The organism is Streptomyces sp. NPDC007088 (genome assembly GCF_042869355.1).
Taxonomy (GTDB): Bacteria; Actinomycetota; Actinomycetes; order Streptomycetales; family Streptomycetaceae; genus Streptomyces.
The window spans coordinates 228,019-253,146 of sequence record NZ_JBIAFO010000004.1 but is presented as its reverse complement, the minus strand read 5'-3'; the positions used below and the strand labels follow the sequence as shown (position 1 = coordinate 253,146).

The 25,128-nt window shown below is 72.5% G+C and carries 20 protein-coding genes; 10 read left to right on the top strand and 10 right to left on the bottom strand.

The window, feature by feature from the left end; genetic code table 11:
• Positions 1–11: 11 nt before the first annotated feature.
• The 5 genes from ACFYMP_RS08995 to rpmB all read right to left on the bottom strand — a co-directional run bounded on the left by ACFYMP_RS08995 (position 12) and on the right by rpmB (position 5,928).
• Positions 12–1,838 carry an ABC transporter ATP-binding protein gene (locus ACFYMP_RS08995; protein ID WP_388852902.1) on the bottom strand — a complete coding sequence of 609 codons (1,827 nt, stop codon included), beginning with the start codon at positions 1,836–1,838 and terminating at the stop codon, positions 12–14.
• Entirely contained in the window at positions 1,835–3,526 is a 1,692-nt protein-coding gene (locus tag ACFYMP_RS08990; protein ID WP_388852899.1) for an ABC transporter transmembrane domain-containing protein, read from the bottom strand. Before ACFYMP_RS08990 ends, ACFYMP_RS08995 begins: the two co-directional genes overlap by 4 nt.
• A gap of 776 nt (positions 3,527–4,302) precedes the next feature.
• Positions 4,303–5,049 (bottom strand): phosphotransferase family protein, encoded by a 747-nt coding sequence (locus ACFYMP_RS08985; protein WP_388852896.1) that lies wholly within the window; start codon positions 5,047–5,049, stop codon positions 4,303–4,305.
• A gap of 337 nt (positions 5,050–5,386) precedes the next feature.
• Entirely contained in the window at positions 5,387–5,692 is a 306-nt protein-coding gene (gene rpsN, locus ACFYMP_RS08980; RefSeq protein ID WP_388852893.1) for a 30S ribosomal protein S14, read from the bottom strand.
• Complete coding sequence (gene rpmB, locus ACFYMP_RS08975) at positions 5,692–5,928, bottom strand: 50S ribosomal protein L28 (protein ID WP_388852890.1); 237 nt, start codon at positions 5,926–5,928, stop codon at positions 5,692–5,694. Before rpmB ends, rpsN begins: the two co-directional genes overlap by 1 nt.
• A 222-nt stretch (positions 5,929–6,150) precedes the next feature.
• Here rpmB and ACFYMP_RS08970 point away from each other — a divergent pair, with 222 nt between their 5' ends.
• The 4 genes from ACFYMP_RS08970 to rpmF are packed head-to-tail and all read left to right on the top strand — an operon-like array spanning position 6,151 to position 8,047.
• Positions 6,151–6,408, top strand: coding sequence for a type B 50S ribosomal protein L31 (locus ACFYMP_RS08970; RefSeq protein WP_388852887.1), 258 nt, complete (start codon positions 6,151–6,153; stop codon positions 6,406–6,408).
• Complete coding sequence (locus ACFYMP_RS08965; RefSeq protein ID WP_388852884.1) at positions 6,405–7,553, top strand: GTP-binding protein; 1,149 nt, start codon at positions 6,405–6,407, stop codon at positions 7,551–7,553. Before ACFYMP_RS08970 ends, ACFYMP_RS08965 begins: the two co-directional genes overlap by 4 nt.
• A gap of 42 nt (positions 7,554–7,595) precedes the next feature.
• The gene (gene rpsR / locus ACFYMP_RS08960) at positions 7,596–7,832 is read left to right on the top strand and encodes a 30S ribosomal protein S18 (protein WP_388852881.1); all 237 of its coding nucleotides are present in this window, start codon (positions 7,596–7,598) and stop codon (positions 7,830–7,832) included.
• Between the two features lie 44 nt (positions 7,833–7,876).
• The gene (rpmF, locus tag ACFYMP_RS08955; protein WP_388852878.1) at positions 7,877–8,047 is read left to right on the top strand and encodes a 50S ribosomal protein L32; all 171 of its coding nucleotides are present in this window, start codon (positions 7,877–7,879) and stop codon (positions 8,045–8,047) included.
• A gap of 263 nt (positions 8,048–8,310) precedes the next feature.
• Here the strand turns inward: rpmF and ACFYMP_RS08950 are convergent, their stop codons facing one another.
• On the bottom strand, positions 8,311–8,733 hold the full coding sequence (locus ACFYMP_RS08950; protein ID WP_388852875.1) for a secondary thiamine-phosphate synthase enzyme YjbQ: 423 nt from the start codon (positions 8,731–8,733) through the stop codon (positions 8,311–8,313).
• A gap of 123 nt (positions 8,734–8,856) precedes the next feature.
• Between ACFYMP_RS08950 and ACFYMP_RS08945 the strand changes: the two genes are divergently transcribed.
• Positions 8,857–9,996 (top strand): NAD(P)-binding domain-containing protein, encoded by a 1,140-nt coding sequence (locus ACFYMP_RS08945; protein ID WP_388852872.1) that lies wholly within the window; start codon positions 8,857–8,859, stop codon positions 9,994–9,996.
• A 16-nt stretch (positions 9,997–10,012) separates the two neighbouring features.
• Here ACFYMP_RS08945 and mltG read toward each other — a convergent pair whose 3' ends face one another.
• Both mltG and ACFYMP_RS08935 read right to left on the bottom strand, forming a co-directional pair.
• Positions 10,013–10,963, bottom strand: coding sequence for an endolytic transglycosylase MltG (mltG, locus tag ACFYMP_RS08940; RefSeq protein WP_388852869.1), 951 nt, complete (start codon positions 10,961–10,963; stop codon positions 10,013–10,015).
• A gap of 43 nt (positions 10,964–11,006) precedes the next feature.
• Positions 11,007–12,827, bottom strand: coding sequence for an ABC transporter ATP-binding protein (locus tag ACFYMP_RS08935; RefSeq protein ID WP_388852866.1), 1,821 nt, complete (start codon positions 12,825–12,827; stop codon positions 11,007–11,009).
• 118 nt (positions 12,828–12,945) lie between these two features.
• Here ACFYMP_RS08935 and ACFYMP_RS08930 point away from each other — a divergent pair, with 118 nt between their 5' ends.
• Positions 12,946–13,497, top strand: coding sequence for a MarR family winged helix-turn-helix transcriptional regulator (locus ACFYMP_RS08930; RefSeq protein WP_388852863.1), 552 nt, complete (start codon positions 12,946–12,948; stop codon positions 13,495–13,497).
• Between the two features lie 83 nt (positions 13,498–13,580).
• Positions 13,581–16,553, top strand: coding sequence for an FAD-binding and (Fe-S)-binding domain-containing protein (locus ACFYMP_RS08925; RefSeq protein ID WP_388852860.1), 2,973 nt, complete (start codon positions 13,581–13,583; stop codon positions 16,551–16,553).
• Between the two features lie 57 nt (positions 16,554–16,610).
• On the opposite strand, the gene ACFYMP_RS08920 is transcribed toward ACFYMP_RS08925, so the two are convergent.
• The gene (locus ACFYMP_RS08920) at positions 16,611–17,348 is read right to left on the bottom strand and encodes a hypothetical protein (protein WP_388852857.1); all 738 of its coding nucleotides are present in this window, start codon (positions 17,346–17,348) and stop codon (positions 16,611–16,613) included.
• A gap of 158 nt (positions 17,349–17,506) precedes the next feature.
• Here ACFYMP_RS08920 and ACFYMP_RS08915 point away from each other — a divergent pair, with 158 nt between their 5' ends.
• Positions 17,507–19,474 carry an ABC transporter transmembrane domain-containing protein gene (locus ACFYMP_RS08915; protein ID WP_388852854.1) on the top strand — a complete coding sequence of 656 codons (1,968 nt, stop codon included), beginning with the start codon at positions 17,507–17,509 and terminating at the stop codon, positions 19,472–19,474.
• Positions 19,471–21,252: an ABC transporter ATP-binding protein gene (locus ACFYMP_RS08910; RefSeq protein ID WP_388852851.1), complete on the top strand. Its 1,782-nt coding sequence runs from the start codon at positions 19,471–19,473 to the stop codon at positions 21,250–21,252. The genes ACFYMP_RS08915 and ACFYMP_RS08910 overlap by 4 nt, the downstream gene beginning before the upstream one ends.
• Positions 21,253–21,551: 299 nt before the next feature.
• Here the strand turns inward: ACFYMP_RS08910 and ACFYMP_RS08905 are convergent, their stop codons facing one another.
• Positions 21,552–22,343, bottom strand: a complete 792-nt coding sequence (locus ACFYMP_RS08905) for a metal-dependent hydrolase (protein WP_388852848.1) — start codon at positions 22,341–22,343, stop codon at positions 21,552–21,554.
• A 91-nt stretch (positions 22,344–22,434) separates the two neighbouring features.
• Between ACFYMP_RS08905 and ACFYMP_RS08900 the strand changes: the two genes are divergently transcribed.
• Positions 22,435–25,008: a DEAD/DEAH box helicase gene (locus ACFYMP_RS08900; RefSeq protein ID WP_388852845.1), complete on the top strand. Its 2,574-nt coding sequence runs from the start codon at positions 22,435–22,437 to the stop codon at positions 25,006–25,008.
• The last annotated feature ends 120 nt before the right edge of the window (positions 25,009–25,128 follow it).

Here is a 25,128-nt window from a genome sequence, read left to right as displayed (position 1 = left end):
GAGGACCGGGTTCAGGGGTGGTCGCCGGTGCGGCTGCCGGACCAGGCGCGCCACAGCCTCGCGTACGGGCCGTCAGCGGCACGGAGTTCCTCGTGGCCGCCGTTCTCGACGACCCGGCCGGACTCCAGCACGACGATCCGGTCGGCGGCCGCGGCCTGGGTGAGCCGGTGGGCGACGATCAGGGCGGTACGCCCGGCCAGGGCGGCCTCGGCCGAGCGCTCCAGTTTCCTGGCACCGGCGCTGCCCGCCTCGGCGGTCGCCTCGTCGAGGACGGCGACCTCGGGGTCGGCCAGGACGAGCCGGGCGAGGGCGAGTTGCTGAGCCCGCGCCGGATCCAGCCGGTGGCCGCCCCGGCCCACGACGGTGTCGAGGCCGTCGGGCAGCGCCTCGGCCCACTCCCGCGCGTGCACCGTGTCCAGCGCGGCGCGCAGTTCGGCGTCGGTGGCGTCGGGCCGGGCCAGGCGGAGGTCCTCGGCGAGCGAGCCGGTGAAGACGTGGACTTCCTGGGTGACCAGGACGACGGAGGCCGGTCCGGCCGATCCGGCGAGGACGGACCCGCCCGTGGGCTGCTGGACGCCGGCGACGATGCGGGCGAGCGTGGACTTCCCGGCCCCGCTGCTGCCGACCAGGGCGACGTGCTCCCCCTTGTCGAGCGTGAGGGAGACCTCGTGCAGAACGGGGGCCCCGGCCCCGTAGGCATGGCTGACGGCGTTGACGGACACCGCGGTCGTGGCGGCCTGCCGCGGCCCGCGGACGGGCTCCGGGGTCGCGGTGTCCTCCTCGTGCGGATCGGTCACACCGACCAGGCGCGCGAGTCCCGCGGCCGCGGACTGGGCGTCGTCCAGCAGCACCAGCGCGGCGTTGACCGGGCCGAAGAGGCTGTGGAAGTAGAGGGCCGCGGCCGTCGCCGTGCCGACCGAGACGGCTCCGTCGTCGACCAGGACATACCCGGTGAACAGGACCGCCGCCAGGCCGGCGTACTCGCCGACGTGCAGCCGCTGGTAGAAGCCGAGCACGAGCCGGACGCTGCGCATGGTCAGGCCGACGGCCGCGCCGGACCGTGCCGCGACCCGGTCCGTGTGCGCGCTCTCCAGCCGGTGGCCGCGCACCGTCGCCGCCCCGCCGATGGTCTCCAGGAGCTGTTGCTGCTGGGCGCCGTTGGCGACGCGCTGTTCGGCGTAGAGGGTGAGCGCGCGGCGCACGTACCAGCGTGCGGTGAGGAGTTGTACGGGTACGGCGAGGAGGGCGGCGAGCAGGAACCGCACGTCGAGCAGGGCCATCGCGCCGAGGGTGAGAAAGATCGTGAGGAGGGAGCGGGTCAGTTCGGGCAGGGCCGAGCGGACCGCTTCGGCGACCCGGGCGACGTCTCCGGTGACGCGTGCGGTGAGGTCCCCCGAGCCGGCGCGCTCCAGCCGGTCCGCGGGCAGTTGGAGGACCCGGTCGATGAACCGTTCCCGCAGTCGGGCCAGGACCCTTTCGCCGAAGCCGGCGATCCTGGCCAGCCCGACGGCGGTCGTGCCGCCCTGCGCCAGGGCGACCAGGACGAGCAGGGCCACGGGCGGGGTGAGCGCGGAGGCGGGCCGGCCGTCCGCGACGATGTCGACGACACGGCCCAGCAGCGGCTGGACGAGGAGCCCGATCGCGGTGGCGGCGGCCAGCACCCCGACGCCGGTCAGGGCTCGCGTCCGGTCGGGCCGCACGAGCAGGCGCAGGGCGGCTCGCGTCCGCGCGGCCGTGGCGACGGGCAGCAGCTCCCTGCCGTCGCCGGCGTCCTCGGTGGCGTCCGGGGCACGGACGCCGGTGTCGGGAACATCCGGTATCCCGGAGACCGTGGTCATGACAGCACCACCGCGCGGTAGAGGGAGTGGCCGCGCACGAGGTCCTCGTGCGGGGCCTCGGCGGCGACGGTTCCGCCGTCGATGAGGACGACGCGGTCGGTCGCGGCGAGCAGCGCCGGGCTGCTCGTGACCAGGACGGTGGTCCGGCCGGCGCGGACCCGGCGGATGCCGGCCGCGATCCTGGCCTCGGTGGCCGCGTCCACGGCGGTCGTCGGATCGTGCACGACGAGCACGCTGCGCTCGGCGGCCAGCGCGCGGGCCAGTGCGACGCGTTGGCGCTGGCCCCCGGAGAGCGAACTGCCGCGCTCGCCCACCGCGGAGCCAACCCCGGCGGGGAAGAGGGCGGCGACCTGATCCACGGCGGCCGCGGCCATGGCGGGGCCGGGGTCGCAGCCGGGCGGGGCGGCCGCGGTCACGTTGGCGAGCAGCGTGCCGTCGAAGAGCTGGGTGTCATGCTCGGCCACCAGCAGGGCCGAGCGCAGGGCTTCGGGGGCGAGTTCGGTGAACGGTGTGCCGTCCAGTTCGACGTGGCCACGGTCCGGGTCGCACTGCCGCGCCAGGCAGCGCAGCAGGGTCGACGCGTCCGCGGAGTCGGTGACGACGATCCCGAGGTGCTCGCCGGGCCGTACGTGCAGGTCGACGGCTTGGAGTCCCTCGTGCCCCAGCCCGCGCAAGCGGAGTTCACCCGGTCCGCGGTCGTCCGGCGCCGCGGTGCCGCCGCTGGTCTCGCCGGGCGCGGCGAGTACGGCGGCGATCCGGGCGGCCGAGGCGCGGCCCTTGGCGAACTCGGCGCCGGCCCAGGCCAGCATGCCGATCGGTCCGGGCAGGAAGAGGGCGAGCCCCACCGCGGAGACCAGGGCTCCCAGGCCGATGGAGCCGTTCAGGACGAGCCGTCCGCCCACCAGGGCGACCAGTGCGATGAACGCGCCGGTCAGGGCGAGCATCAGGCCGTGCTGGAGGGCTTCGGCCCGTGCGGCGCGCAGGTTCGCCGCCAACGACGCCTGGCTGGTGCGCCGGTAGCGGTCGGCGGCGGTGCGTTCGGAGCGCAGCCCCTTCAGGACGCGCACGCCGGCCACGAGATCGGCGGCGACGGCGGAGGCGTGCGCGGCGCTCTCCTGCTCGGCCTCGCTGCGGTGCTCCAGCGGACGGGACAGGAGGTGGCCGAGGACCATCAGGAACGGTGCGCCGACCAGGACGAGCAGCCCGAGGGGCAGCGAGGCCCGCAGCAGGAGCACCGCTCCCATGACGCATCCGACGACGGCGGCCACCGCGAGCGTCAGGGCCATGTTCAGCGCGCCCACACGTCGGGCGTCCTCGGTGGCGACGTTCACCAGGGCACCGGGTGGCCGACCGGTCTCGGCGCCGCCGTGCGGGGCGAGAACCCGCGCGACGACGTCCAGCCGGAGGCGGTGCGCGGCCTGCTCGGCGGCACGCTCCCCCGCCTGGGACCCGTACCGGAAACCGACCGACAGCACGACGTAGACGCCCAGGAGGACCACGAGCCAGCCCGCCAGCGCCGCGCCGTCGGGGCGGGCCACGGCCCGGTCGACGATGCTCCCGATCAACACCGGTACGAGTGCCTCACCGGTCTGGTGCGCGGAACTGAGCACGGAGCCCAGCGCGAGGTCTCTGCGTTGTCCGGCTATCGCACGGCGTATGACGCCGTGTCCGGACTGTTCGGTCCCCACTCACCCGCTCCTAGGCCACGCATGTGCGGGAGAGCGGCTCACGGCCCCACCCCCGAAGTCGGAGGTAAGGCTAACCTTATTTTTCCCGGATGGGCACCACCGTCCGGGGCCGGGTGGATCACACCCCCGAGGCGCTCCCGCCTTCGAGCCTTCACCGAAGACGCGCGCGCCCCCGGCGGCGGCCTCCTGAGTTACTCGGTCAGTGCGACCGGCGGACCGTTCCCCAGCCGCACCGGAAAGCCCCCGACCGGAGAAACCCGGCCACACCTGCCGGTCGGGGCGTCCACGCTCGTGTCCGCCGCACTCCGTTAACGCAACCGCGCGCGTGCCTGACCGTCCCGCACTTACAGCCGTCGGCCGGCATGTCCCGAGGAGTACGAGCAGTCGCAAACCATCGCAAGCTCGATACGGGGCGCCTGAGCTGGAAAAAACCGCGGCGCGCCGGCCGAGAGGAGGAAGACCGCTGCCAGACCGTGGGGGATCGACGATGAGTTGTAGCACGCGTCAAGCCGTTGCTGCCGGTTGTCCCGCGTAGTTCGCGGTACCGCTGGGTCGTGGAAGGAGAGATCGCGCTGCCGCACTGGTTCCGCCGCCTGCGTATCCGCTGGGGGATCCGCGACGACATCCGTCACGCGTTCGTCACCCTTGGCCGCGCCGTCATCCGCCGGCGACGTGTGCGCACGTCACTTTGTCGCGAGTGGGGGCGCGCGGTCGCCCGCGGGGACGGCCTGTTCGAGGTGCCAGAACGCCTAGGCAGCCATCGCGCCAGCGTGACTTCACACCCGGGATCTCAGCACATCGACCTCACAGCCTGGCGCGAACGGGTCGAAGCCGTGCTCGATCAGCCAGCGAACTGCCAGCAGGCTTCGCAACGACCACCACGCGTGGATCACGTCGAGGTCGATGTCGGTGCCGTAGCCGGCGAGGACGTCGTCGAGGTGCTCCTCGTGCCCGAGCGTGAACGTGGCGACGTCGTACAGGGCATCCCCCTGCCCCGCCTCGGACCAGTCGATGATGCCCGTCACCTCGTCGCCGTCGACGAAGACGTGCGCGATCTGCAGGTCGCCGTGCGTGAAGGCCGGAGTCCACGGCCGGAGCGCGGCCTCAGCGACCCGGCGGTTGCGGGTGACCAGATCAGCGGGCAGGAGGTTCTTCGCCACGAGCAACTCGCACTCGTCGTCGAGTTCCGCCGCCAGTGCCTGTCCGCTCCGGCCGGCCCGGCCGGGCCGGGGCGGCAGCGGCGCGTCGTGCAGCGCCCGGATCGCGGCGCCCGCCGCGGCCCACGCCGCCGACGACCCGGTCGACGGCCCGCCGAGGCGCCCGAGCGTCGTTCCCCGGAGCGCGGCGATCGCGAGCACGGGCGGCTTGCGCCACAGGACTTGCGGGGTCGGGACCGGTGCGAGGGACATCGCCTCGACCTCGATGTCGATACGCGCCTGATCGGCGTCCACCTTCAGAAACACGTCACCGACGCGCAGGGTCGCGCGCTCGGAATGGGCGACGACAACTTTGACCTCTTCCATGGGCGACCAGTATCCGGGAGGCGATCGCCGACGTCGCAAGATTTATAGCGTGCGATCACGCAGCCGACCGAGGGGAGGAGACGGCCTCGGCACCGGATTCGGCGACCAGGCGTCCGCGCTCGGTCTCGCACGAGCCGGCGAGAGAGGCGATCGCCGGGGAGGTGCGCGTCGGCGCACACGACCCCAGGCGGCCCGACGTATCGCCGATCGTGCGGCGGGACTGGAGGAGGGTCGAACGCGCCAACGGTCCCGGCCCCCTCGCGAAGCATCCCCGGACGCGGAGAGGGGACGGCACGAGTGAGTGTGCCGCCCTGCCGCCCCCTCTCCCGTCGAACCGCTACCAGGACGACTTGGTCACTCCGGGCAGGTGTCCGGCGTGGGCGTGCAGACGCAGGCTGACCCGGGAGAGTCCGAACTTGCGGAGGTGGCCGCGAGGGCGGCCGTCGGTGCTGTCGCGGTTGCGCACCCGGGTCGCGCTCGCGTCCCGGGGCTGGCGGGCCAGCTCCGCCCGCGCGGCCGCCTGCGCCTCGTCCGTGGCCCGGGGGGACGCCAGGACGGCCTTGAGTTCGGTGCGGCGCCGTGCGTAGTGGGCCACGATCCGCTTCCGCTGCTCGTTCTTCGCGATCTTGCTCTTCTTCGCCATCAGACGCTCTCCCCTCGGGCCCGGACGCGGGCGACGGCGGCCTCGATGCCGATGGCGTCCACCGTCTTGATGGCGCGTGCGCTCAGTCGCAGGCGGACGTTCCGCCCCTCACCGGGCAACCAGTAGCGCTTGTTCTGGATGTTGGGGTCGAACCTGCGCGTGGTGCGCCGGTGCGAGTGGGAGATCTTGTTGCCGAAGACCGGCCGGGCGCCGGTCAACTGACAGTGCGCGGACATGCGGGTGCCGCCTTTCTCTTCACCGGCGTACCGGTAATGGAAATCATTGTCGTATGCTACCTGTCATGACCCGCACCGAGGCGCGCCCGGTCATCAAGCTCCGCTCCACCGCCGGTACCGGTTACGCCCCTGTGGCCGGCCGCCACACCGAGTTCCGCGAGGAACGCTGAACCCGCCCGCCCCCAACTCAACTCAACTCAACTCAACTCAGGGAGTACATCCATGAAGGCCGGAATCCACCCTGCCTACGCTCCGGTCGTCTTCCGCGACAAGGCCGGTGACTTCGCCCTCCTGACCCGCTCGACGATGACCAGTGACAAGACGATCAAGTGGGAGGACGGCCACACCTACCCGGTGGTCGACGTCGAGACCTCCTCGGCCAGCCACCCCTTCTACACCGGCACCGCCCGCGTGCTGGACACCGCCGGCCGCGTCGAGCGCTTCGAGCGCCGCTACGGCCGCGGCGAGGGCCGTCGATGACTCCCGAAGGTCCACTGCCGGTGGTGATCGTCGCCGGCCTGCACGCCGACGCCCGTCGCGCCACGGTCGACCGCCTGCTGCGCGAGGTGCCCGGCAGTGTCGCCCTGCACCACGACCTGTCCACCGCTCCGGCGGGCACCGTGCGCCGCAGCGTCCGGGACGCGACGGGCGCTCTGTCCTCGGGTGAGGCCCCACTTGTCAACGACTGCGCCTGCTGCGCGTTGCGCGAGGATCTCGTACCCGAACTTGAGCGGCTGGCCGAGGGCGCTCTCACCCGGCTCGCGATCGTGGAACTGTGGGACTCCGTGGAGCCCCACGGCATGGCCGAGGTCATCGCCGCCCACGGCGAGGGTGCCTTCCGGCTCACCAATGTGCTGACCGCCGTGGACCCCGCACTCGTCCTGCCCTGTCTGTCCAACGGCGACGACCTGGCGGAGGCCGGGCTCGCCGCGGCCCCGACCGACCGGCGCACCGTGGGCGACACCTTCGCGCGGCAGTTGGAGTACGCCCCCCTGGCCGTGGCGGACAGTCCGGGCGCCGAGCCCGACGACCTCGCCCTACTCAGGCAGTTGCACCCGGCCGCGGATCAGGTACGCCTCGGGTCACAGGGGTTGGGCGCCGCCGCGGTCGCCGGTTTCGACGTGGCCGCGGCGGCGAGCGCCCAGCACCCGGCCTGCGCCCGCCTCCCCCACGACTGCGACGAGGAGGGCGTCAGCACTTTCGTCTGGCAACGCCGTCAGCCCTTCCACGCCGGCCGCCTCTACGAGGCCCTGGAGGACCTGTGCTGTGCCGCGGCCCGCAGCCGAGGCAGGTTCTGGCTGGCGGACCGGCCCGACAGCCTTCTCGCCTGGGAAGCGGCCGGGGGCGCGCTGTGCGTGGAGTACGCCGGTCCGTGGATGGCCTCCCTCCCCGACGCCGCCTGGGAGCTGATGCCTGCCGAGCGCCGCACCGCGGCGGCGCTGAGCTGGCATCCCGAGCACGGCGACCGCTGTCAGCACCTCGTCTTCACCTCCCCCGGCCTCGATCGCGCGGGGCTGCTCGCGCTGCTCGACTCCTGCCTGCTCACCGACGACGAGCTGGCGTCCGGACCGGATGCCTGGACGCGACCCACCGGCTTCGACCGGCTGCTCGACTCCGCGGCCTGATCCGGCCCACCGACCGCACACGACCCACGACCAAGGAAGTCCATGCCCCGGCACACCCAAACCGCCCTCGCGCACGAGAACCGGCCGAACCCGCTCGACGCCGCCGACGTCACCTACATCGACTACAAGAACACCGACCTGCTGCGGAAGTTCCTCTCCGACCGGGGCAAGATCCGCTGCTGCCGGGCCACCCGGGTGACGCGGCAGCAGCAACGACAGCTCGCCACAGCCATCAAGAACGCCCGCGAAATGGCCCTGCTCCCCCACTCCACCCGCTGACTCTCCCACCACACCCCCGGCGCCCTGCCGACGAAAGGACCCCCGTGGCCGTCCCCAAGCGCAAGATGTCGCGCAGCAACACCCGTCACCGCCGCGCCCAATGGCGGGCGAACACCCCGCCTCTCGTCCCCGTCACGGTCGAAGGACGCACCTCTCTGGTGCCGCAGCACCTGAGGAAGGCGTACGAACGCGGCCTCCTGCGGCCGGCGGACTGACCCGGCCGACCAGCCGAGAGCCGGTGACCGCCCTCACCGGTTCTCGGCGCGGGGAGCAGAACCGCGCATGATCACCTCCGGTGGGACGACGTCGGTACCAAGCTTGACCTGGCCGGGTGGTGCCCGGCGCCCCGTTGGACGCCACCTCCACGGCGTCGACCGGCACCGCACCCTGCCGGAAGTACGTCTCCACCGCGGCCACCGGACCGCACGCGCCGGACCGGATCACCGCATCAGGTACGCCGGATTCCGGTCGTCCCGGGTCATCCCAGGAAACTCAGCCGCACCCGCCGGTCCGGGTTGTCCACGTTCGTGTCCACCAGGCACACCGACTGCCAGGTGCCGAGTTCGAGGCGGCCCGCGACGACCGGGAGGGTCGCGTGCGGGGGGACGAGGGCGGGCAGGACGTGGTCGCGGCCGTGGCCGGGGGTGCCGTGGCGGTGGTGCCAGCGGTTGTCGGGGGGCAGGAGGGCGCGCAGTGACTCCAGGAGGTCGTCGTCGCTGCCGGCGCCTGTTTCGAGGAGGGCGATCCCCGCGGTGGCGTGCGGGACGAAGAGGTTGAGGAGGCCGTCGCGGCCGGCCGCCTGTTCCTGGAGGAAGGACTCGCAGTGGCGGGTGATGTCGAGGACCACCTCCTGTCCGCCGGTGTGGACGTCGAGGACCTGGGTGCTGAATGCGTCGGTCATGGCGGCATCCTCGCGCACTTCGCGGGGCGGCGGAAAGGAACGCGCCGTGGTCCCGGGCGGGCCGGAGTGGCTCGCGCCGTGACCGGCGGGAAGATCCCCTGGCGTCGTGCCGTTGGAAGGGACGTGAACAGTCAGGGCGCGGTGCGTGAGGTCGAGGTCGTCGTGGTCGGGGCCGGGCAGGCGGGGCTGTCGGCCGCCTATCACCTGCGCAGGAGCGGGTGGGAGCCCGGTCGCGACTTCGTGGTGCTGGACCACACCGCCGGGCCGGGCGGGGCCTGGCAGTTCAGGTGGCCGTCGCTGACCTACGGCAAGGTGCACGGGATGCACTCGCTGCCGGGCATGGAGCTGACCGGGGCCGACCCCGGGCGTCCTTCCTCCGAGGTGGTCGGCGAGTACTTCGCCGCGTACGAGCGGGCTTTCGGGCTGCGGGTGCGTCGGCCGGTCGACGTCCGGGCCGTGCGTGAGGGGGAGGGCGGACGGCTGCGGGTGGAGACCACGGACGGGGTGTGGTCCACACGGGCGCTGATCAGCGCGACCGGCACCTGGGACCGTCCGTTCCTGCCGCGCTGTCCGGGACAGGAGACTTTTCTGGGGCGGCAGCTGCACACCGCCGGCTACCGGGGGCCCGGGGAGTTCGCGGGGCTGCGGGTCGTGGTGGTCGGGGGAGGCGCCTCCGCGACCCAGCACCTCCTGGAGATCGCCCCGCTCGCGGCGGAGACCACCTGGGTGACCCGCAGGGAGCCGGTGTTCCGGGAGGGGCCGTTCGGCGAGGAGGAGGGGCGGGCCGCCGTCGCGCTCGTGGAGGAGCGGGTACGGCGCGGGCTGCCGCCGCGCAGTGTCGTCTCCGTCACCGGGCTTCTCCTCAACGACGCCCTGCGCGCGGGCCTGGCGGACGGCACTCTGGACCGCCGGCCCATGTTCGAGCGGATCGTCCCCGACGGGGTGGTGTGGGCCGACGGCCGGCACGCGGGGGCCGACGTCATCCTCTGGGCGACCGGATTCCGTCCCGCCGTCGCGCATCTGACGCCGCTCCGTCTGCGCGGTCCGGGCGGTGGGATACGGCTCGAAGGGACACGGGTGGCGGCCGATCCGCGTATCCACCTCGTCGGCTACGGCCCCTCCGCGAGCACCGTCGGGGCGAACCGGGCCGGCCGGGCCGCCGTACGCGAGGTGCGCCGGCTGCTCGGCGGTCCGGACGGGAGCGGCGGGGCGGGGCCTGCGGCCGGGTCCGGCGTGCTCGGCGCCGGTGCCGCGGTGGCCTGATCCGGCCCGGTACGGGTCAGGGGGCCGGGGGTGCCGTGCCGCGGCGCCGGTTGAACTCCGCGACGTTCTTCTGGTGCTGGGCGTAGCTCCCGGTGAAGCGGGTGTCGCCGGGGCCGACCGTCACGAAGTAGAGCCAGTCACCGGCGGTGGGGGCGACCGCCGCGCGGACGGCCTGTTCGCCGGGGCTCGCGATGGGGGTGGGTGGCAGTCCGCGCCTGGCGTAGGTGTTGTACGGGCTGTCGGCGCGCGTGTCCTCGCCGGTGGTGTCCAGAGTGCTGCGCCCCAGGGCGTAGTTGAGGGTGGAGTCCATCTGGAGCGGCATCCGGCGGTGGAGGCGGTTGTAGACGACTCGCGCCACGCGCCCCATGTCCTGGTCGGTGGCGGCTTCCGCCTGCACGATGCTCGCGACCTTGACCGTCTCGTACGGGGAGACCGTCGCGCGGCCGGTGGCGGCGGCGGGGCGGCGGCCCGCGAACCTCTCGTTCGCCGTGCGCACCATGTAGCGCAGCACCGAGGCGGGCGTCGAGTCGCCAATGAGGGGGTACGTCGCCGGGTACAGGTATCCCTCGGGGTTGCCCTTCGCCGCGGCCGGCAGGGGCAGGTCGGCCGAGGCCACGCTCTTCTCCGTGGTGCCCTTGGACAGCCGCAGGGCGCGGTCGACGGCGTCGTACACCTGGCGGGCCCGCCAGCCCTCGGGGACGGTCAGGGACCGGGGGCTCTCCCTCTCCTTCCCGGACAGCAGGAGGGGCACGGTGATCGCCGCCGCGACGGCGAGGACTCCGACGATCAGCAGGCTGAGGCGGCCGCGGCGCGTCAGGCGGTGACGGCGCCTTGGGCCGCCGCGCGGGGCCGGGGGCCGACCCGCGAGCCCGTGCCCGGGGCCTGACGCTCCTGCGGCGCCCTTGTCCCGGCCGTCCCGGTCGCCATGGCCCTGGGCTCCGCCTCGCGGGTCGCGGTGTGGTGTCATGTGGGCACGCTAACCCGGACAAACAGGTGAAATCGACCACCGCCTACGCTGTCGGTTCGAGTCTGGCTTCCCGCTGGTCACGCCGGGTGTCGTGCCGCACGAGCGCGGCATAGGCACCGTCGAGGGCGAGCAGTTCCTCGTGCGTGCCGCGTTCGGCCGAGCGGCCGGCCTCCAGGACCATGATCTGGTCCGCGTCGCGCACCGTGGACAGCCGGTGGGCGACGGTGATGGTCGTGCGGTGCGCGGACAACTCGTCGATGGCCTGTTGCACGGCCCGCTCGGTCGCGGTGTCCAGGGCGCTGGTGGCCTCGTCGAGGACGAGTACGGGCGGATCGCGCAGGATGGTCCTGGCGATCGCGAGTCGCTGCTTCTCCCCTCCGGAGAACCGGTGTCCACGCTCGCCGACCACGGTGTCGTAGCCCTGCGGGAGGGACGCGATGTGCTCGTGGATCTGGGCCGCTCGGGCGGCGGCGACCAACTCCTCGTCGGTGGCCTCGGGCTTGGCGAAGCGCAGGTTCTCGGCGACCGAGGCGTGGAAGAGGTAGGTCTCCTGGGAGACGACGCCGACGGAGCGGGCCAGGGTGTCGAAGTCGAGGTCGCGCACGTCCACCCCGTCGAGGGTCACGCGCCCGCCCGTGACGTCGTACAGCCGGGGCACGAGGTGGCTGAGGGTGCTCTTGCCGGAGCCGGTCGGGCCGACCACGGCGAGGCTGCCACCGGCCGGGACCGTCACGTCGATGCCGTCGAGGACGCGGGCGCCGTCCGGCTCGTAGCGGAACTCGACGTGCTCGAAGCGGACCTCCCCTCTGGCGCGCTCCAGTCGTACGGGCCGCGGGCACTCGGTGATGTCGACCGGCAGGTCGAGGTACTCGAAGATGCGCTGGAAGAGCGCGAGGGAGGTCTGGATCTGCACGCCGGTGGCGAGCAGGCTGACCGTGGGCCGGAACAGGCCCTGCTGGAGGGAGACGAAGGCGACCAGGGTGCCGATGGAGATGCCGGGGCCGCCGAACTGGAGGGAGAGCCCGGCAGCCCAGTAGATGAGGGCGGGCATCGCTGCCATGACGATGCTGATCACCGACATGCGCCAGCGCCCCGCCATGCTGGAGCGCACCTCCAGGTCCACCAGCTCCTCGGACTCGCGCGCGAAGGAACGGGTGAGCGAGTCGGCCCGGCCCATGGTGCGGCCGAGCAGGATGCCGCTCACCGACAGGGACTCGGTGACGGTGGCGGCCATGACGGCCATCTGTCGTTGCCGCTCGGTGGTGATGCGCTTGCGCTCCCGGCCGACGTGCCGGCTGATCAGCACGAAGACGGGGAGCAGCAGCAGGGAGACGACGGTCAGGCGCCAGTCGAGGGCGAGCATCGCGAGGACGGTGGCGATCACGCTCGTCAGGTTGGAGACCAGCGAGGTCGCGGTGGAGGTGACCGTCGCCTGCATCCCGCCGATGTCGTTCGCGATGCGCGACTGCACCTCTCCGGTGCGGGTGCGGGTGAAGAAGGCGAGCGACATGCGTTGCAGGCGCCCGTAGACCGAGGTGCGCAGATCGTGCATGACGCGCTGGCCGACGGTGGTGGAGATGAGCGTCTGCAGCACGTTGAAGACGCTGTTGACGACCGCGCTGAGGATCATGCCGAGGGCCAGCAGGCTCAGCAGGCCGGTGCGCCCCTGCGGGATGGCGGTGTCCAGGACCTCGCGCAGCAGGAACGGGGTGACGACCGAGACGAGGGAGGAGGCGGCGACGAGCAGACCGACCACGGCGAGCCGGCCTCGGTAGGGACGGAACAGGCGCAGGACGCGCCGGATCTGGCGCGGTTCGTCACCGGCTTTGACCGGCGGGGTCCAGTTGATTTCCGGGGGACGCATGGGCTCCTCAGGGGTGCGAGGCGGCCGGGGGCGGAACGCGGCCACGAGACGGCGAAAGAGATCATAGCTCATTGTTACCTAGGTACACAATGAACCCCCTCCTGTTAATATTCCCCGCATGACCCCCTCCCCTTCCGGCGGCCACGCCGAGCAGCACGAGACGGACGTGGCCGACGGCCCACCCGACCGGGACGGCCTCCTCGCCGAGCAGTTGTTGCGGCTCACCCGCCGGCTGCACCGCATCCAGAAGCAGAACCTGGAGCCCCTCGGCATCACTCCGGCGCAGGGCCGGCTGCTGCGCGCCGTCGCGGGTTTCGGCCGGCCGCCCCGGATGGCGGATCTGGCCCGGCGCCTTGAGGTGGTGCCGCGCGCGATCACGAGCCTCGTCGACGGCCTGGAGACGGGCGGACGGGTGCGCCGGGTGCCCGATCCCGACAGCCGTCGGGTCACGCGGATCGAGCTGACGGACAGTGGTCGTGACGCGCTGAACCGGCTGCGCGGAGCCCGCCGGGGGGCGGCCGAGGACGTACTGGCTCCGCTCACCGCTCAACAGCGCGACCAGTTCAGCCAGTTGCTCGCGAGGCTGGTTCCGGAGGGAGAGCACTCGCACGAGGTCCGCCCGGACGCGGACGCCCCCTCGCCCGAGCCCCGCGGGGACTCTGGAGGATAGTGACAAGAAGCGCTGACGGCGGGGCGGGGGCCCGGCCGGGGCACGTTCGCCGTACGCACCAACATGCGAGGGAGCACCACCACATGCCGCTGCTGGACCCTGACCCGAACGCTCTGCGCCCCGCTTCCCGGCCCGAGGCGGCCCATGACCGGGTGCCCGACGAGCGGGCCGGCGGCACACCCGAGCCGCTGCGCGGCGATCTGATCGGGCTGCTCGGGGCGGACAAGGTCCTCACAGGCGTCTCCGATCTGGTGCGGTACGCCTCGGACGCCTCTCCGTACCGCTTCCTGCCGCAGGTCGTCGTGGTACCCCAGACCGTGGAGGACGTGGCCGCCGTCCTCGCCTACGCGCACCGCGAGGGACGCGAGGTGGTGTTCCGGGCCGCCGGGACCTCGCTCAACGGGCAGGCCCAGGGTGAGGACATCCTCGTCGACGTCCGCCGGCACTGGGCGGGCGTCGAGGTGCTCGGCGACGGGGAGCAGGCACGGATCGGGCCGGGCACGACGATCGTGCGCGCCAACACGACGCTGGCCCGCCACGGCCGGGTACTGGGCCCGGACCCGGCGAGCGCGATCGCCTGCACGGTGGGCGGGGTGGTCGCCAACAACGCCTCGGGCATGACCGCGGGTACGACCCGCAACTCGTACCGGACGGTGCGCTCGATGACGGTCGTGCTGCCCTCGGGCACGATCGTGGACACGGGGGCGCCGGACGCCGACGCCCGGCTGGCCGAGGCGGAGCCGGAGCTGTGCGCGGGGCTCCTGGCGCTCAAGGCCGAGATCGAGGCGGACGGCGCGCTGGTGGCCCGGATCCGCGCGAAGTACGAGATCAAGAACACCAACGGTTACCGGCTGGACGCGTTCCTCGACGGCGACAGCCCGGTGTCGGTTCTGCGCGGTCTGATGGTGGGCTCCGAGGGCACCTTCGGGTTCATCTCCGAGGTCGTCTTCGACACGCTGCCGCTGGACCGCGAGGTCTCGACGGGCCTGCTGTTCTTCCCCTCCCTGCCGGCCGCGGCGGCGGCGGTGCCGAAGTTCAACGAGGCGGGCGCGATCGCCGTCGAGCTGATGGACGGCAACACGCTGCGCGCCTCGACGAGCGTCGCGGGGGTACCGGCGGACTGGGCCGGGCTGCCGAAGTCCACCGCGGCCCTGCTCGTGGAGTTCCGGGCGCCCGACGAGGAGGCGCGGAGGGCGTACGAGCGGGTCGCCGCGGAGGTCATGGAGGATCTGGAGCTGGTCGCTCCGGTCGCCTCCGTCACCAATGAGTTCACCCGGGACAAGAAGGTCGTCGGCGGGTACTGGAAGGCCCGCAAAGCCTTCGTGACGGCGGTGGGCGGATCGCGTCCCTCGGGTACGACCCTCATCACGGAGGACTTCGCGGTGCCGCCCTCGCGGCTGGCGGAGGCCTGCGAGGCCCTGCTCGAACTCCAGACACGGCACGGCTTCGACGCGGCCGTCGCCGGGCACGCCGCCCACGGCAACCTGCACTTCCTGCTCGCCTTCGACGCCGCGAGGCCCGAGGACGTGGAGCGGTACGCCGCGTTCATGGACGAGTTCTGCGCCCTCACGGTGGAGCGTTTCGACGGCTCCCTCAAGGCGGAGCACGCGACCGGCCGCAATATCGCCCCGTTCCTGGAACTGGAGTGGGGCCCGCGGGCGACGGAGCTGATGTGGCGGCTCAAGGAACTCCTCGACCCCGCCGGGGTGCTCGCCCCGCGCGTCGTCCTGGACCGCGACCCGCGCGCGCATCTGCGGGGCCTCAAGACGATTCCCCAGGTCGAGGCGATCGCCGACCCGTGCATCGAGTGCGGCTTCTGCGAGCCGACCTGCCCCAGCCAGGATCTGACGACGACCCCGCGCCAGCGCATCGTGCTGCGCCGCGAGATGATGCGCCAGGACAGCCATTCCCCCGTCGAGGAGGGGCTGCTCGACGCCTACGGCTACGACGCCGTGGACACCTGCGCCGGTGACTCGACGTGCAAGCTGGCCTGTCCGGTCGGCATCGACACGGGCATGCTGATGAAGGAGTTCCGTCACCAGCGGCACTCGGGCCGCGAGGAACGCGTCGCGACCCGCACCGCGAAGGACTTCAAGACGGTGGAGGCCGGGGCGCGGCTCGCGGTCGCCTCCGCGGAGAAGATCAGCGACAGGCTCCTGGGCGCGGTGACGCGGACCGCGCGCAAGGCGGTGCGCCCCGATCTCGTACCGGAGTGGCTGCCGGAGGTGCCGGGCGCGGCGGCGCGCCGGCTGCCGCGCACCCCCAGGTCGGAGGCGGTCGCGGTCTACTACCCGGCCTGCGTCAACCGCATCTTCGGCGGTCCGGAGGGTCCGTACGAGCCCTCGTTGCCGCAGGCGGTCGTCATGGTCTCGCAGCGGGCCGGGAAGCCGGTGTGGATTCCCGATGACGTCGAAGGGACCTGCTGTGCGACGATCTGGCACTCGAAGGGCTACGAGGACGCCAACACGGTGATGGCCAACCGCGTCGTGGAGGCGGCCTGGGGCTGGACGCGCGGCGGGGCGCTGCCCCTGGTGGTGGACGCCTCCTCCTGCACCCTCGGCATCGGGCACGAGGTGGTGCCGTACCTGACGGAGACCAACAAGGAACTGCACGCGGCGCTGACCGTCGTGGACTCGCTGGTGTGGGCGGCCGAGGAGTTGCTGCCGCGTCTGACGGTGCACCGGAAGGTGGCCTCGGCCGTCGTGCACCCGACGTGTTCGATGCAGCACCTCGGGGACGTGGACGAGCTGGTGGCCGTCGCCTCCGCGTGTGCGGACGAGGTGGTACTGCCGGACGACGTGGGCTGCTGCGCCTTCGCGGGCGACCGGGGGCTGCTGCACCGGGAGCTGACGGAGTCGGCGACGGCGAAGGAGGCCGCGGAGGTCACCTCGCGGCAGTTCGACGCGCACCTGTCCGCGAACCGCATGTGCGAGGTGGGCATGGACCACGCCACGGGCGGACGCGGATACTACTCGGCTCTGATGGAGCTGGAGCGGGCGACCCGCCCGCCGCGCTCCCCCGGACGGACATCCACGGCGGAAAGCGCTGGGGCCTGAGGGCGAGCCGGCGACGGCGGAGGGGACGGGTGACCCCGCCCCTCCCGCCTCGTGGCCTCAGGCGCTGAGGTGCTTCCTGTCGCCCATGACCACGACCGGGTGCCGCGCGGGGTCGAGCGTGGTCAGCAGCGTGCGCATACCGGCCTTCGGGATGCTCACGCACGCGGAGGTGCCGCTGCCGTGGTCCATGTGCAGCCAGATACTTCCGCCCTTGGTCTGGCCCTCGGGGCGGGTGGGGTCGTTCGGCGGGGTGCCCTTGACGCGGTTGTAGTCGATGGCGACGACGTAGTCGAAGTCGTGCCAGTGGGACTTGGCCCAGTAGTGGGGGGCCTGGATCGAGGCGGTCTGCGTGTACGGCAGTCGCGCTCCGGGATCGGCCAGGACACCGCCCGCGTCGCTGAGCGTGTACACCCCGACGGGGCTGCGCTTGTCGTTCTCGCGGTGGTCGGTGGTCCACCCTTTCTTGCCGTTGTGCCCCTTCCAGCGGGCGGCCTGGTCCCACGTGCTGCCGTGCTTGGCGTACAGCACGACGGTGGAGTCGGCCGAGTCGGCGCCTTCCCCGTAGACCGCGACGACCTGACGGCTGTTGCCGGGAATCCGCTCCTGGAGGCGGTCCCCGACGCCGGGGATGCGGGTCAGGCCGGTCGTTCTGGCCTTCTGCGCGGAGGGACTTGAGCGCGGGGCCTTGTGCGCCGTGCTCGCTCCCCCGTCGCCGTCCCCCGAGGAGCAGGAGGTCACCAGGGCCAGGACGGCCACTGTGCCGACCACGATTCTTGCCGTACCCGCGCTACGCATGGCACCCATCCTCGCATCCGCGGGCGAGGGTCCTCACGGCGCCCGGTGCCGCGGCTGCGGGCGGCCGATTCTTTGCCGGGAGGCGAAAAACCGTTTGCCTTGTCCCCGTCTCCGGAGCGAGTCTTGCCGGGTTTGCTCACCCTCGCACCTGGGACATCATGCACATTCGCGATCTTCCGTACCCGGACCCCGGAGTACCCGACGTACGGTCGGGCCCTCGATTCCTGTACTGGCTCGGCCGCAACCAACTCGGTGGCCAGACCAAAGCGCTCGGCTGGGGGGTGCTGCACTTCACCGGCATCGCCTGCCTGCCCTACCCGGTGGGACTGGCCGTGCAGGCCGTCTCGGACGGGGGCGAGGGGGCCGGCCGGAGGCTGGCCCTGTCCGGGCTGCTGCTCGCTCTGTGCGGGGCCGGTGTGGCGGTCGGGGACGTGATGCTGCACCGCGCGGCGGTCACCAACTGGATCACGGCGGCCGCGCGCATCCAGCAGTTGCTGATCCGGAAGGCGGCGCACCTCGGCTCCGGGCTGACCCGCCGGGTCGCCGCGGGTGAGGTCGTGGCGGTGTCCACGGGGGACGTCGAGAAGATCGGCTGGTTCGTCGAGGCGCTGTCCCGGTTCCTCGCGGCCGCCCTCGCCGTCGTCCTGGTCTGTGTGGGCCTGCTCGTCTACCAGCCCGCGCTGGGTCTCGTCGTGGCGCTCGGCGTGCCGGTCGTCGGGCTGTCGGTCCTGCCGCTGCTCCCGCCGACCGCGCGCCGCGCCGACCTCCAGCGGGAGAAGGCGGGCCGGGCCACCGAACTCGCCTCGGACACGGTGGCGGGGCTGCGCGTCCTGCGCGGCATCGGCGGCGAGGAACTGTTCCTCGGCCGCTACCGGGCCGCCTCGCAGGAGGTGCGCCGGGCCGCCGTGCGCAGCGCCCGCCTGTGGTCCCTGATCGGTGCCGTGCAGGTGCTGCTGCCGGGGCTGCTGATGATCGCGGTGGTCTGGTACGGCGTACATCTCGCCCGCGAGGGGCGGGTGACGGTCGGTGAGCTGGTGACCGTCTACAGCACGGTGACGCTGCTGGCCTGGCCGCTGCGGCACATCGAGGAGATCGCCATGGCGTACTCCTTCTCCCGTCCTTCCGCCAAGCGCGCCGCCCGGGTGCTGGCTCTGCGCCGGGACGACCTCTCCGGGGACCTCGCGCGGCAGGCGGACGCCTCTGAGGCCGGTGCCCCCTCCCTGAGGCCGGTGGAGACCTCCGGCTCCCTCTCGGGCGAGTTGTACGATCCGCTGACCGGTCTGCGGGCCGAGGCGGGCTCGTTCACCGCGGTGGTGTGCGGCGACCCGGACGCGGCCGGCCGGCTCGCGGAGCGGCTGGGCGGACACGCCCCCGACGCGGCGGGGCTCCCCTCGGTGCGGCTGGGCGGGACGGCGCTGGACGGCGTTCCCCTCGCGGCGGCCCGCACGGCGGTGCTCGTGCAGGACAAGGACCCGGTGCTGCTGTCGGGCACCCTGCGCGAACTCCTCGACGTCCCCGCCTCCGGAGCCGTCTGCGCACGGGCGGCGCTGGACGCGGCGCAGTGCGCGGACGTCCTCGCGGCGCTCGCCGAGACGGGCGGCGGCGAGCGCGGAGCGGACCGGGACCCACTGGACGAGTGGATCACCGAACGGGGCCGTTCCCTCTCGGGCGGGCAACGGCAGCGGCTGGCGCTCGCCCGCTCCCTGGTCACCGACCCGGAGGTGCTGGTACTGGACGAGCCCACCTCGGCGGTCGACTCGCACACGGAGTCCGCGATCGCCGAGGGGCTGGTGGGTCTGCGGCGGGGGCGCACGACCGTGGTCATGACCTCCTCCCCGCTTCTGCTGGACCGCGCCGACCGGGTCGTGCTCGTGGCCGGGGGCAGGGCCGTGGCGAGCGGTCCGCACCGGGAACTGGTGCGCTCCGAACCGCGCTACCGGGCCGTCGTGACGCGGGAGACCGACGAGGAGGCGGCGGCCAGGACCGTCGAGGAGACCCCCTCCCCCACGACGGGCGCCGCCGGGCAGGCCGGCGACGAGGCATCGGCGCGGACGACCGCGCCCACCGCACGCGGCACCACGGAGCTGGAGACCGCCCCGCGGACGCAGATCGAGGAGAAGGCATGATCGGGCTCGCGCCCCCGGACTACGATCCGGCGGCCCCCACCACGACCACGACACTGCCCGTGGGCAGCGCGGCCACCGTACGCGCCTATGTCCGCGAGCTGTTCGGCCGGCACCGCCGCCCGTTCCTGCTGCTCATCACGGTGAACGCCGTCGCGGTCGTGGCCTCTATGGTGGGGCCCTACCTGCTGGGCGATCTCGTCGAAAAGGTGTCCGAGGGCTCCGACGACATCCCGCTGGGGCAGACCGTCACGATCTTCGTGGTGGCGCTCGTCATCCAGACGCTCTTCATCCGCATGGTGCGCCTGCGCGGCTCGATGCTGGGTGAGGAGATGCTGGCCGATCTGCGTGAGGACTTCCTCGTGCGTTCGGTGAAGCTGCCGCCGGGTGTCCTGGAGCGGGCCGGGACGGGCGATCTGCTGTCCCGCATCACGACGGACATCGACCGGCTGGCCAACGCGATGCGGGAGGCGGTCCCCCAGCTCGCGATCGGCGTGGTTTGGGCGATCCTGCTCCTCGGCGGTCTCGTCGTGACCGCACCGCAGCTGGCCCCGGCGGTGCTGATAGCCGTACCCCTGGCGGTGGTGGGCTGCCGCTGGTACTTCCGGCGGGCCCCGAAGGCGTACCGCTCCGAGGCGGCCGGATACGCGGCGGTCGCCTCCGCGCTCACCGAGACCGTCGACGCGGGGCGGACCGTGGAGGCCCACCGCGTCGGCGACCGGCGCATCGCGCTCACCGACCTCCGTGTCGCGCAGTGGACCGCGTGGGAGCGGTACACGCTGTGGCTGCGTTCGGTGCTGTTCCCGGTCATCAACGTCACCCACACGACCGTGCTCGCGGCGGTGCTGATGGTCGGCGGGGTCTTCGTCCTCCAGGGCTGGATCGACGTGGGGCAGCTGACGACCTCCTCGCTCCTCGCCCAGATGCTGGTCGAACCGGTCGGACTGATCCTGCGCTGGTACGACGAGCTCCAGGTGGCGCAGGTGTCGCTGGCCCGGCTCGTGGGCGTCGGCGAGATCGAGCCGGAGGAGGGGGACGCCTCGGTGGAACCCTCGGGCCGCCGGGTGCGGGCGCGGGACGTGCGCTTCGGCTACCGGCCGGACGTGGACGTCCTGCGCGAGGTGACGCTCGCGGTGGAGCCCGGCACCCGGCTCGCGCTCGTCGGCCCCTCGGGCGCCGGGAAGTCGACGCTGGGCCGGCTGCTCGCGGGGATCTACGGCCCGCGCACCGGCTCGGTGACGCTGGGCGGGGCGGAGCTGTCCCGGATGCCCGCCGAGGCGGTGCGGACCCACGTGGCGCTGGTCAACCAGGAGCACCACGTGTTCGTGGGCTCGCTGCGCGACAACCTCCGGCTGGCCCGCGCCGAGGCCGAGGACGCGGAGTTGTGGGCGGCGCTCGGCGCGGTCGACGCCGACACCTGGGCGCGCGCGCTGGACGACGGTCTGGAGACGGAGGTCGGTTCGGGGGGCTTCTCCCTCACTCCGGCCCAGGCGCAGCAGATCGCGCTCGCCCGGCTGGTGCTGGCCGATCCGCACACGCTCGTACTGGACGAGGCGACCTCGCTGCTCGACCCGCGCGCCGCCAGGCATCTGGAGCGCTCGCTCGCCAGGGTGCTGGACGGCCGGACGGTCGTGGCCATCGCGCACCGGCTGCACACGGCGCACGACGCGGACGTCATCGCCGTCGTCGAGGGCGGCCGGATCAGCGAACTCGGCAGCCATGACGAGCTGGTCGCCGCCGACGGGGCGTACGCGGCTCTGTGGCGCTCCTGGCACGACTGAGCGCGCCACCGCGCCCATGGCTGAACAGGACTGAAAAGGCTGAGCGGCGCCTTCTGAGCGCCCTCGACGGCCCGGCGGTACGCGGGGTCGTCGGGGGCGCTTTCCGTCGCGCTCAGCGGCCGGCGGCAGGACGCCGGACGCCCACAGGCCGGGTGCGCCTCACCGGGGCACTGGACGGCACCGGCCCGTATTCGGCGAGGCGGTCGGCGCGGTAGGGGGCGCGGCTGTCAACGCAGCAGGGGGCGCGGCTGGCTGTGCGGCATTCGGGTCCTGTTCCGTGCACGGGAGGCGATCCCGGCTCATATGACGTTGAGCGCCGCGAGTCCGCCCGCTCCGCCGAGCAGCATGAACACCGGCATGAGGATCTTGATCTCGACCCAGCTGCCCGCCCTGAAGCGCATGAACTTCGGCGGCCCGAGGGGGTACCAGCGCTTGCGGCCTATCGGCAACGGCCACAGGATCGGGCAACCGGAGACGGTGAGCGCGTCCCCGATGTCGTGGATCAGGGCGCCGAGCACGATCGGCAGGCCCAGCCACAGGTACTCCTGTCCCGGGTCGGTGAAGAGCCATCCTGCCCCGTTTCCCGGCCTGTCCATGATGTCGGCGATCATCCAGGCGCTGGTCGCGCCCAGCAGCCACACCAGGACGTCGCTGGAGACCCTGGCCTGGCGCCACAGAAGGCCCTCGATGGCCAGCACCATGTGCACGAAGAGGATGGCGAGCACCGCCCAGCGGCCGCCCGTCACGGCCAGCCCCGACGCGCCGGCGCCTATCAGGACCGCCCAGAACCAGGTGTGGGTGAGGGTGCGGTGTCCGCCGGTCCTGCGGGGGTCGCGTTTGCCCTTGGTCGCCTTGTAGACGCCGTAGGAGAGCGCGTCCACGAATCCGCACACCCAGCGCGAGAGCGGCCCGAAGGCCCGGGAGATCGTCGCCGACTTGTGGTCCAGATCGGGGGCGAGTGCCGAGCCCGCACAGATCAGCGCACCGGCCACCAGGACCGGCCACGGCATCGTGTGCCCCTCGGCCGCGGCCAGCGCTCCGATCCCCAGCCAGGCGGCCGCCCCGGAGAGCGAGTGTGCCGGACCCATCATCGTCCTGTCCCCCTGGTTCTTGCACCGCTGTGCAGTTGATGACCCGTCCGACACCCGTCCGTCGTTTCGGCGCCGGTTCAGGGTAGCCCCCATGATCGTCGCCCGGTCGGGCGATTCCCCCCTCACCGGCCGAGGAAGGCAAGATGGAGGGGTGACCCTTATCGATCAGCTGCCTCCGGATGCCGACCCCGACGCTCTCTACGACGCCTTCGCCGCGTGGACCGAGACCCAGGGCATCACTCTCTACCCGGCCCAGGAGGAGGCGTTGATCGAGGCCGTCTCGGGCGCGAACGTCATCCTTTCCACGCCGACCGGCTCGGGCAAGAGCCTGGTCGCGGCGGGGGCGCACTTCGCCGCGCTGGCCCAGGACAAGGTCACGTTCTACACCGCGCCGATCAAGGCTCTCGTGTCGGAGAAGTTCTTCGACCTGTGCAAACTGTTCGGCACCGAGAACGTCGGCATGCTCACCGGAGACGCCTCCGTCAACGCGGACGCCCCGGTGATCTGCTGCACCGCCGAGGTGCTGGCCTCCATCGCCCTGCGTGACGGCAGGAACGCCGACGTGGGCCAGGTCGTCATGGACGAGTTCCACTTCTACGCGGAACCCGACCGGGGATGGGCCTGGCAGATCCCGCTGCTGGAACTCCCCCAGGCCCAGTTCGTCCTCATGTCGGCGACGCTCGGTGACGTCTCGATGTTCGAGAAGGACCTCACCCGCCGTACCGGCCGGCCGACCTCGGTGGTGCGCTCGGCGACCCGCCCGGTCCCGCTGTCCTACGAGTACAAGCTGACCCCGATGACGGAGACGCTGACCGAGCTGCTGGAGACGCGGCAGGCGCCGGTGTACATCGTGCACTTCACGCAGGCGCAGGCCGTGGAGCGGGCGCAGGCGCTCATGAGCATCAACATGAGCACGCGGGAGGAGAAGGACCGGATCGCCGAGCTGATCGGCAACTTCCGGTTCACCACCAAGTTCGGCCGCAACCTCTCGCGCTACGTGCGGCACGGGATCGGCGTGCACCACGCGGGCATGCTGCCGAAGTACCGGCGCCTGGTGGAGAAGCTCGCCCAGGCCGGGCTGCTGAAGGTGATCTGCGGCACGGACACCCTCGGCGTCGGGGTCAACGTGCCGATCCGCACGGTGCTGTTCACCGCGCTCTCCAAGTACGACGGGACGCGTGTGCGCACGCTGCGGGCGCGCGAGTTCCATCAGATCGCGGGCCGGGCCGGGCGGGCCGGTTTCGACACCGCGGGTCTGGTCGTGGCACAGGCCCCCGAGCATGTCGTGGAGAACGAGAAGGCGCTCGCGAAGGCCGGCGACGATCCGAAGAAGCGCCGCAAGGTGGTCCGCAAGAAGGCCCCGGAGGGCTTCGTGGGCTGGGGCGAGAACACCTTCGACAAGCTCATCGGCTCCGATCCCGAGCCGCTGACCTCCCGCTTCCGGGTGACGCACACGATGCTGCTGTCGGTCATCGCCCGGCCGGGCAACGCCTTCGAGGCGATGCGCCGGCTGCTGGAGGACAACCACGAGCCGCGCAAGCAGCAGCTGCGGCACATCCGCCGGGCCATCGCCATCTACCGTTCGCTGCTGGACGGGGGGATCGTCGAGAAGCTGGACGCGCCTGACGCGGAGGGCAGGATCGTCCGGCTCACCGTCGACCTCCAGCAGGACTTCGCGCTCAACCAGCCGCTCTCCACCTTCGCGCTGGCGGCCTTCGACCTCCTGGACCCCGAGTCCCCCTCCTACGCGCTGGACATGGTCTCCGTCGTGGAGTCCACCCTCGACGACCCCCGGCAGATCCTCGCCGCGCAGCAGAACAAGGCGCGGGGCGAGGCGGTGGCCGCGATGAAGGCGGACGGGGTGGAGTACGAGGACCGGATGGAGCGGCTCCAGGACATCACCTACCCCAAGCCCCTGGAGGAACTGCTCTTCCACGCCTACGGGACGTACCGCACGAGCCACCCGTGGGTGGGTGACCACCCGCTGTCGCCGAAGTCGGTGGTACGGGACATGTACGAGCGGGCGCTGACCTTCACCGAGTACGTGTCGCTGTACGAGCTGGCCCGCACCGAGGGCATCGTGCTGCGCTACCTGGCCAGCGCCTACAAGGCCCTGGAGCACACGGTCCCCGACGACCTGAAGTCGGAGGACCTGGAGGACCTCATCGCGTGGCTGGGCGAGCTGGTGCGCCAGGTCGACTCCAGTCTGCTCGACGAGTGGGAGCAGCTCGCGAACCCGGAGACGCTGACCGCGGAAGAGGCCCAGGAGAAGGCCGATCAGGTCAAACCGGTCACCGCCAACGCGCGCGCCTTCCGGGTACTGGTGCGCAACGCGATGTTCCGCCGGGTGGAACTGGCCGCGCTCGACAAGGTCGGGGAACTCGGCGAGATGGACGCCGAAGCGGGCTGGGACGCCGAGGCGTGGGGCGAGGCGATGGACGCGTACTGGGACCGGTACGAGGATCTGGGAACCGGCCCGGACGCGCGCGGACCGCGCCTGCTGTTGATCGAGGAGCGTCCCTCGGACGCCCTGTGGCGTGTGCGGCAGATCTTCGCGGACCCGGAGGGCGATCATGACTGGGGCATCAGTGCCGACGTCGATCTGACCGCGTCCGACGCGGAGGGCCGCGCGGTCGTCCGTGTCACCGCGGTCGGGCAGCTGTAGGGCCTGTCCGACGATTTCCGTCTGCCGCGCGACGCCGTGCACGCGTTCTCGCGGCACCGGGCGCATTCCCGAGTACGTCCAGTACGAGGGCCGACGCCCGGCACCCCGAGGGCACGCACC

Coding starts and splice junctions, on each gene's coding strand:
- ACFYMP_RS08995 (WP_388852902.1), bottom strand. CDS start 1,838: ATGACCACGGTCTCCGGGATACCGGATGTTCCCGACACCGGCGTCCGT.
- ACFYMP_RS08985 (WP_388852896.1), bottom strand. CDS start 5,049: ATGGAAGAGGTCAAAGTTGTCGTCGCCCATTCCGAGCGCGCGACCCTG.
- rpsN (WP_388852893.1), bottom strand. CDS start 5,692: ATGGCGAAGAAGAGCAAGATCGCGAAGAACGAGCAGCGGAAGCGGATC.
- rpmB (WP_388852890.1), bottom strand. CDS start 5,928: ATGTCCGCGCACTGTCAGTTGACCGGCGCCCGGCCGGTCTTCGGCAAC.
- ACFYMP_RS08970 (WP_388852887.1), top strand. CDS start 6,151: ATGAAGGCCGGAATCCACCCTGCCTACGCTCCGGTCGTCTTCCGCGAC.
- ACFYMP_RS08965 (WP_388852884.1), top strand. CDS start 6,405: ATGACTCCCGAAGGTCCACTGCCGGTGGTGATCGTCGCCGGCCTGCAC.
- rpsR (WP_388852881.1), top strand. CDS start 7,596: ATGCCCCGGCACACCCAAACCGCCCTCGCGCACGAGAACCGGCCGAAC.
- ACFYMP_RS08950 (WP_388852875.1), bottom strand. CDS start 8,733: ATGACCGACGCATTCAGCACCCAGGTCCTCGACGTCCACACCGGCGGA.
- mltG (WP_388852869.1), bottom strand. CDS start 10,963: ATGACACCACACCGCGACCCGCGAGGCGGAGCCCAGGGCCATGGCGAC.
- ACFYMP_RS08935 (WP_388852866.1), bottom strand. CDS start 12,827: ATGCGTCCCCCGGAAATCAACTGGACCCCGCCGGTCAAAGCCGGTGAC.
- ACFYMP_RS08930 (WP_388852863.1), top strand. CDS start 12,946: ATGACCCCCTCCCCTTCCGGCGGCCACGCCGAGCAGCACGAGACGGAC.
- ACFYMP_RS08925 (WP_388852860.1), top strand. CDS start 13,581: ATGCCGCTGCTGGACCCTGACCCGAACGCTCTGCGCCCCGCTTCCCGG.
- ACFYMP_RS08920 (WP_388852857.1), bottom strand. CDS start 17,348: ATGCGTAGCGCGGGTACGGCAAGAATCGTGGTCGGCACAGTGGCCGTC.
- ACFYMP_RS08915 (WP_388852854.1), top strand. CDS start 17,507: ATGCACATTCGCGATCTTCCGTACCCGGACCCCGGAGTACCCGACGTA.
- ACFYMP_RS08910 (WP_388852851.1), top strand. CDS start 19,471: ATGATCGGGCTCGCGCCCCCGGACTACGATCCGGCGGCCCCCACCACG.
- ACFYMP_RS08905 (WP_388852848.1), bottom strand. CDS start 22,343: ATGATGGGTCCGGCACACTCGCTCTCCGGGGCGGCCGCCTGGCTGGGG.
- ACFYMP_RS08900 (WP_388852845.1), top strand. CDS start 22,435: ATGATCGTCGCCCGGTCGGGCGATTCCCCCCTCACCGGCCGAGGAAGG.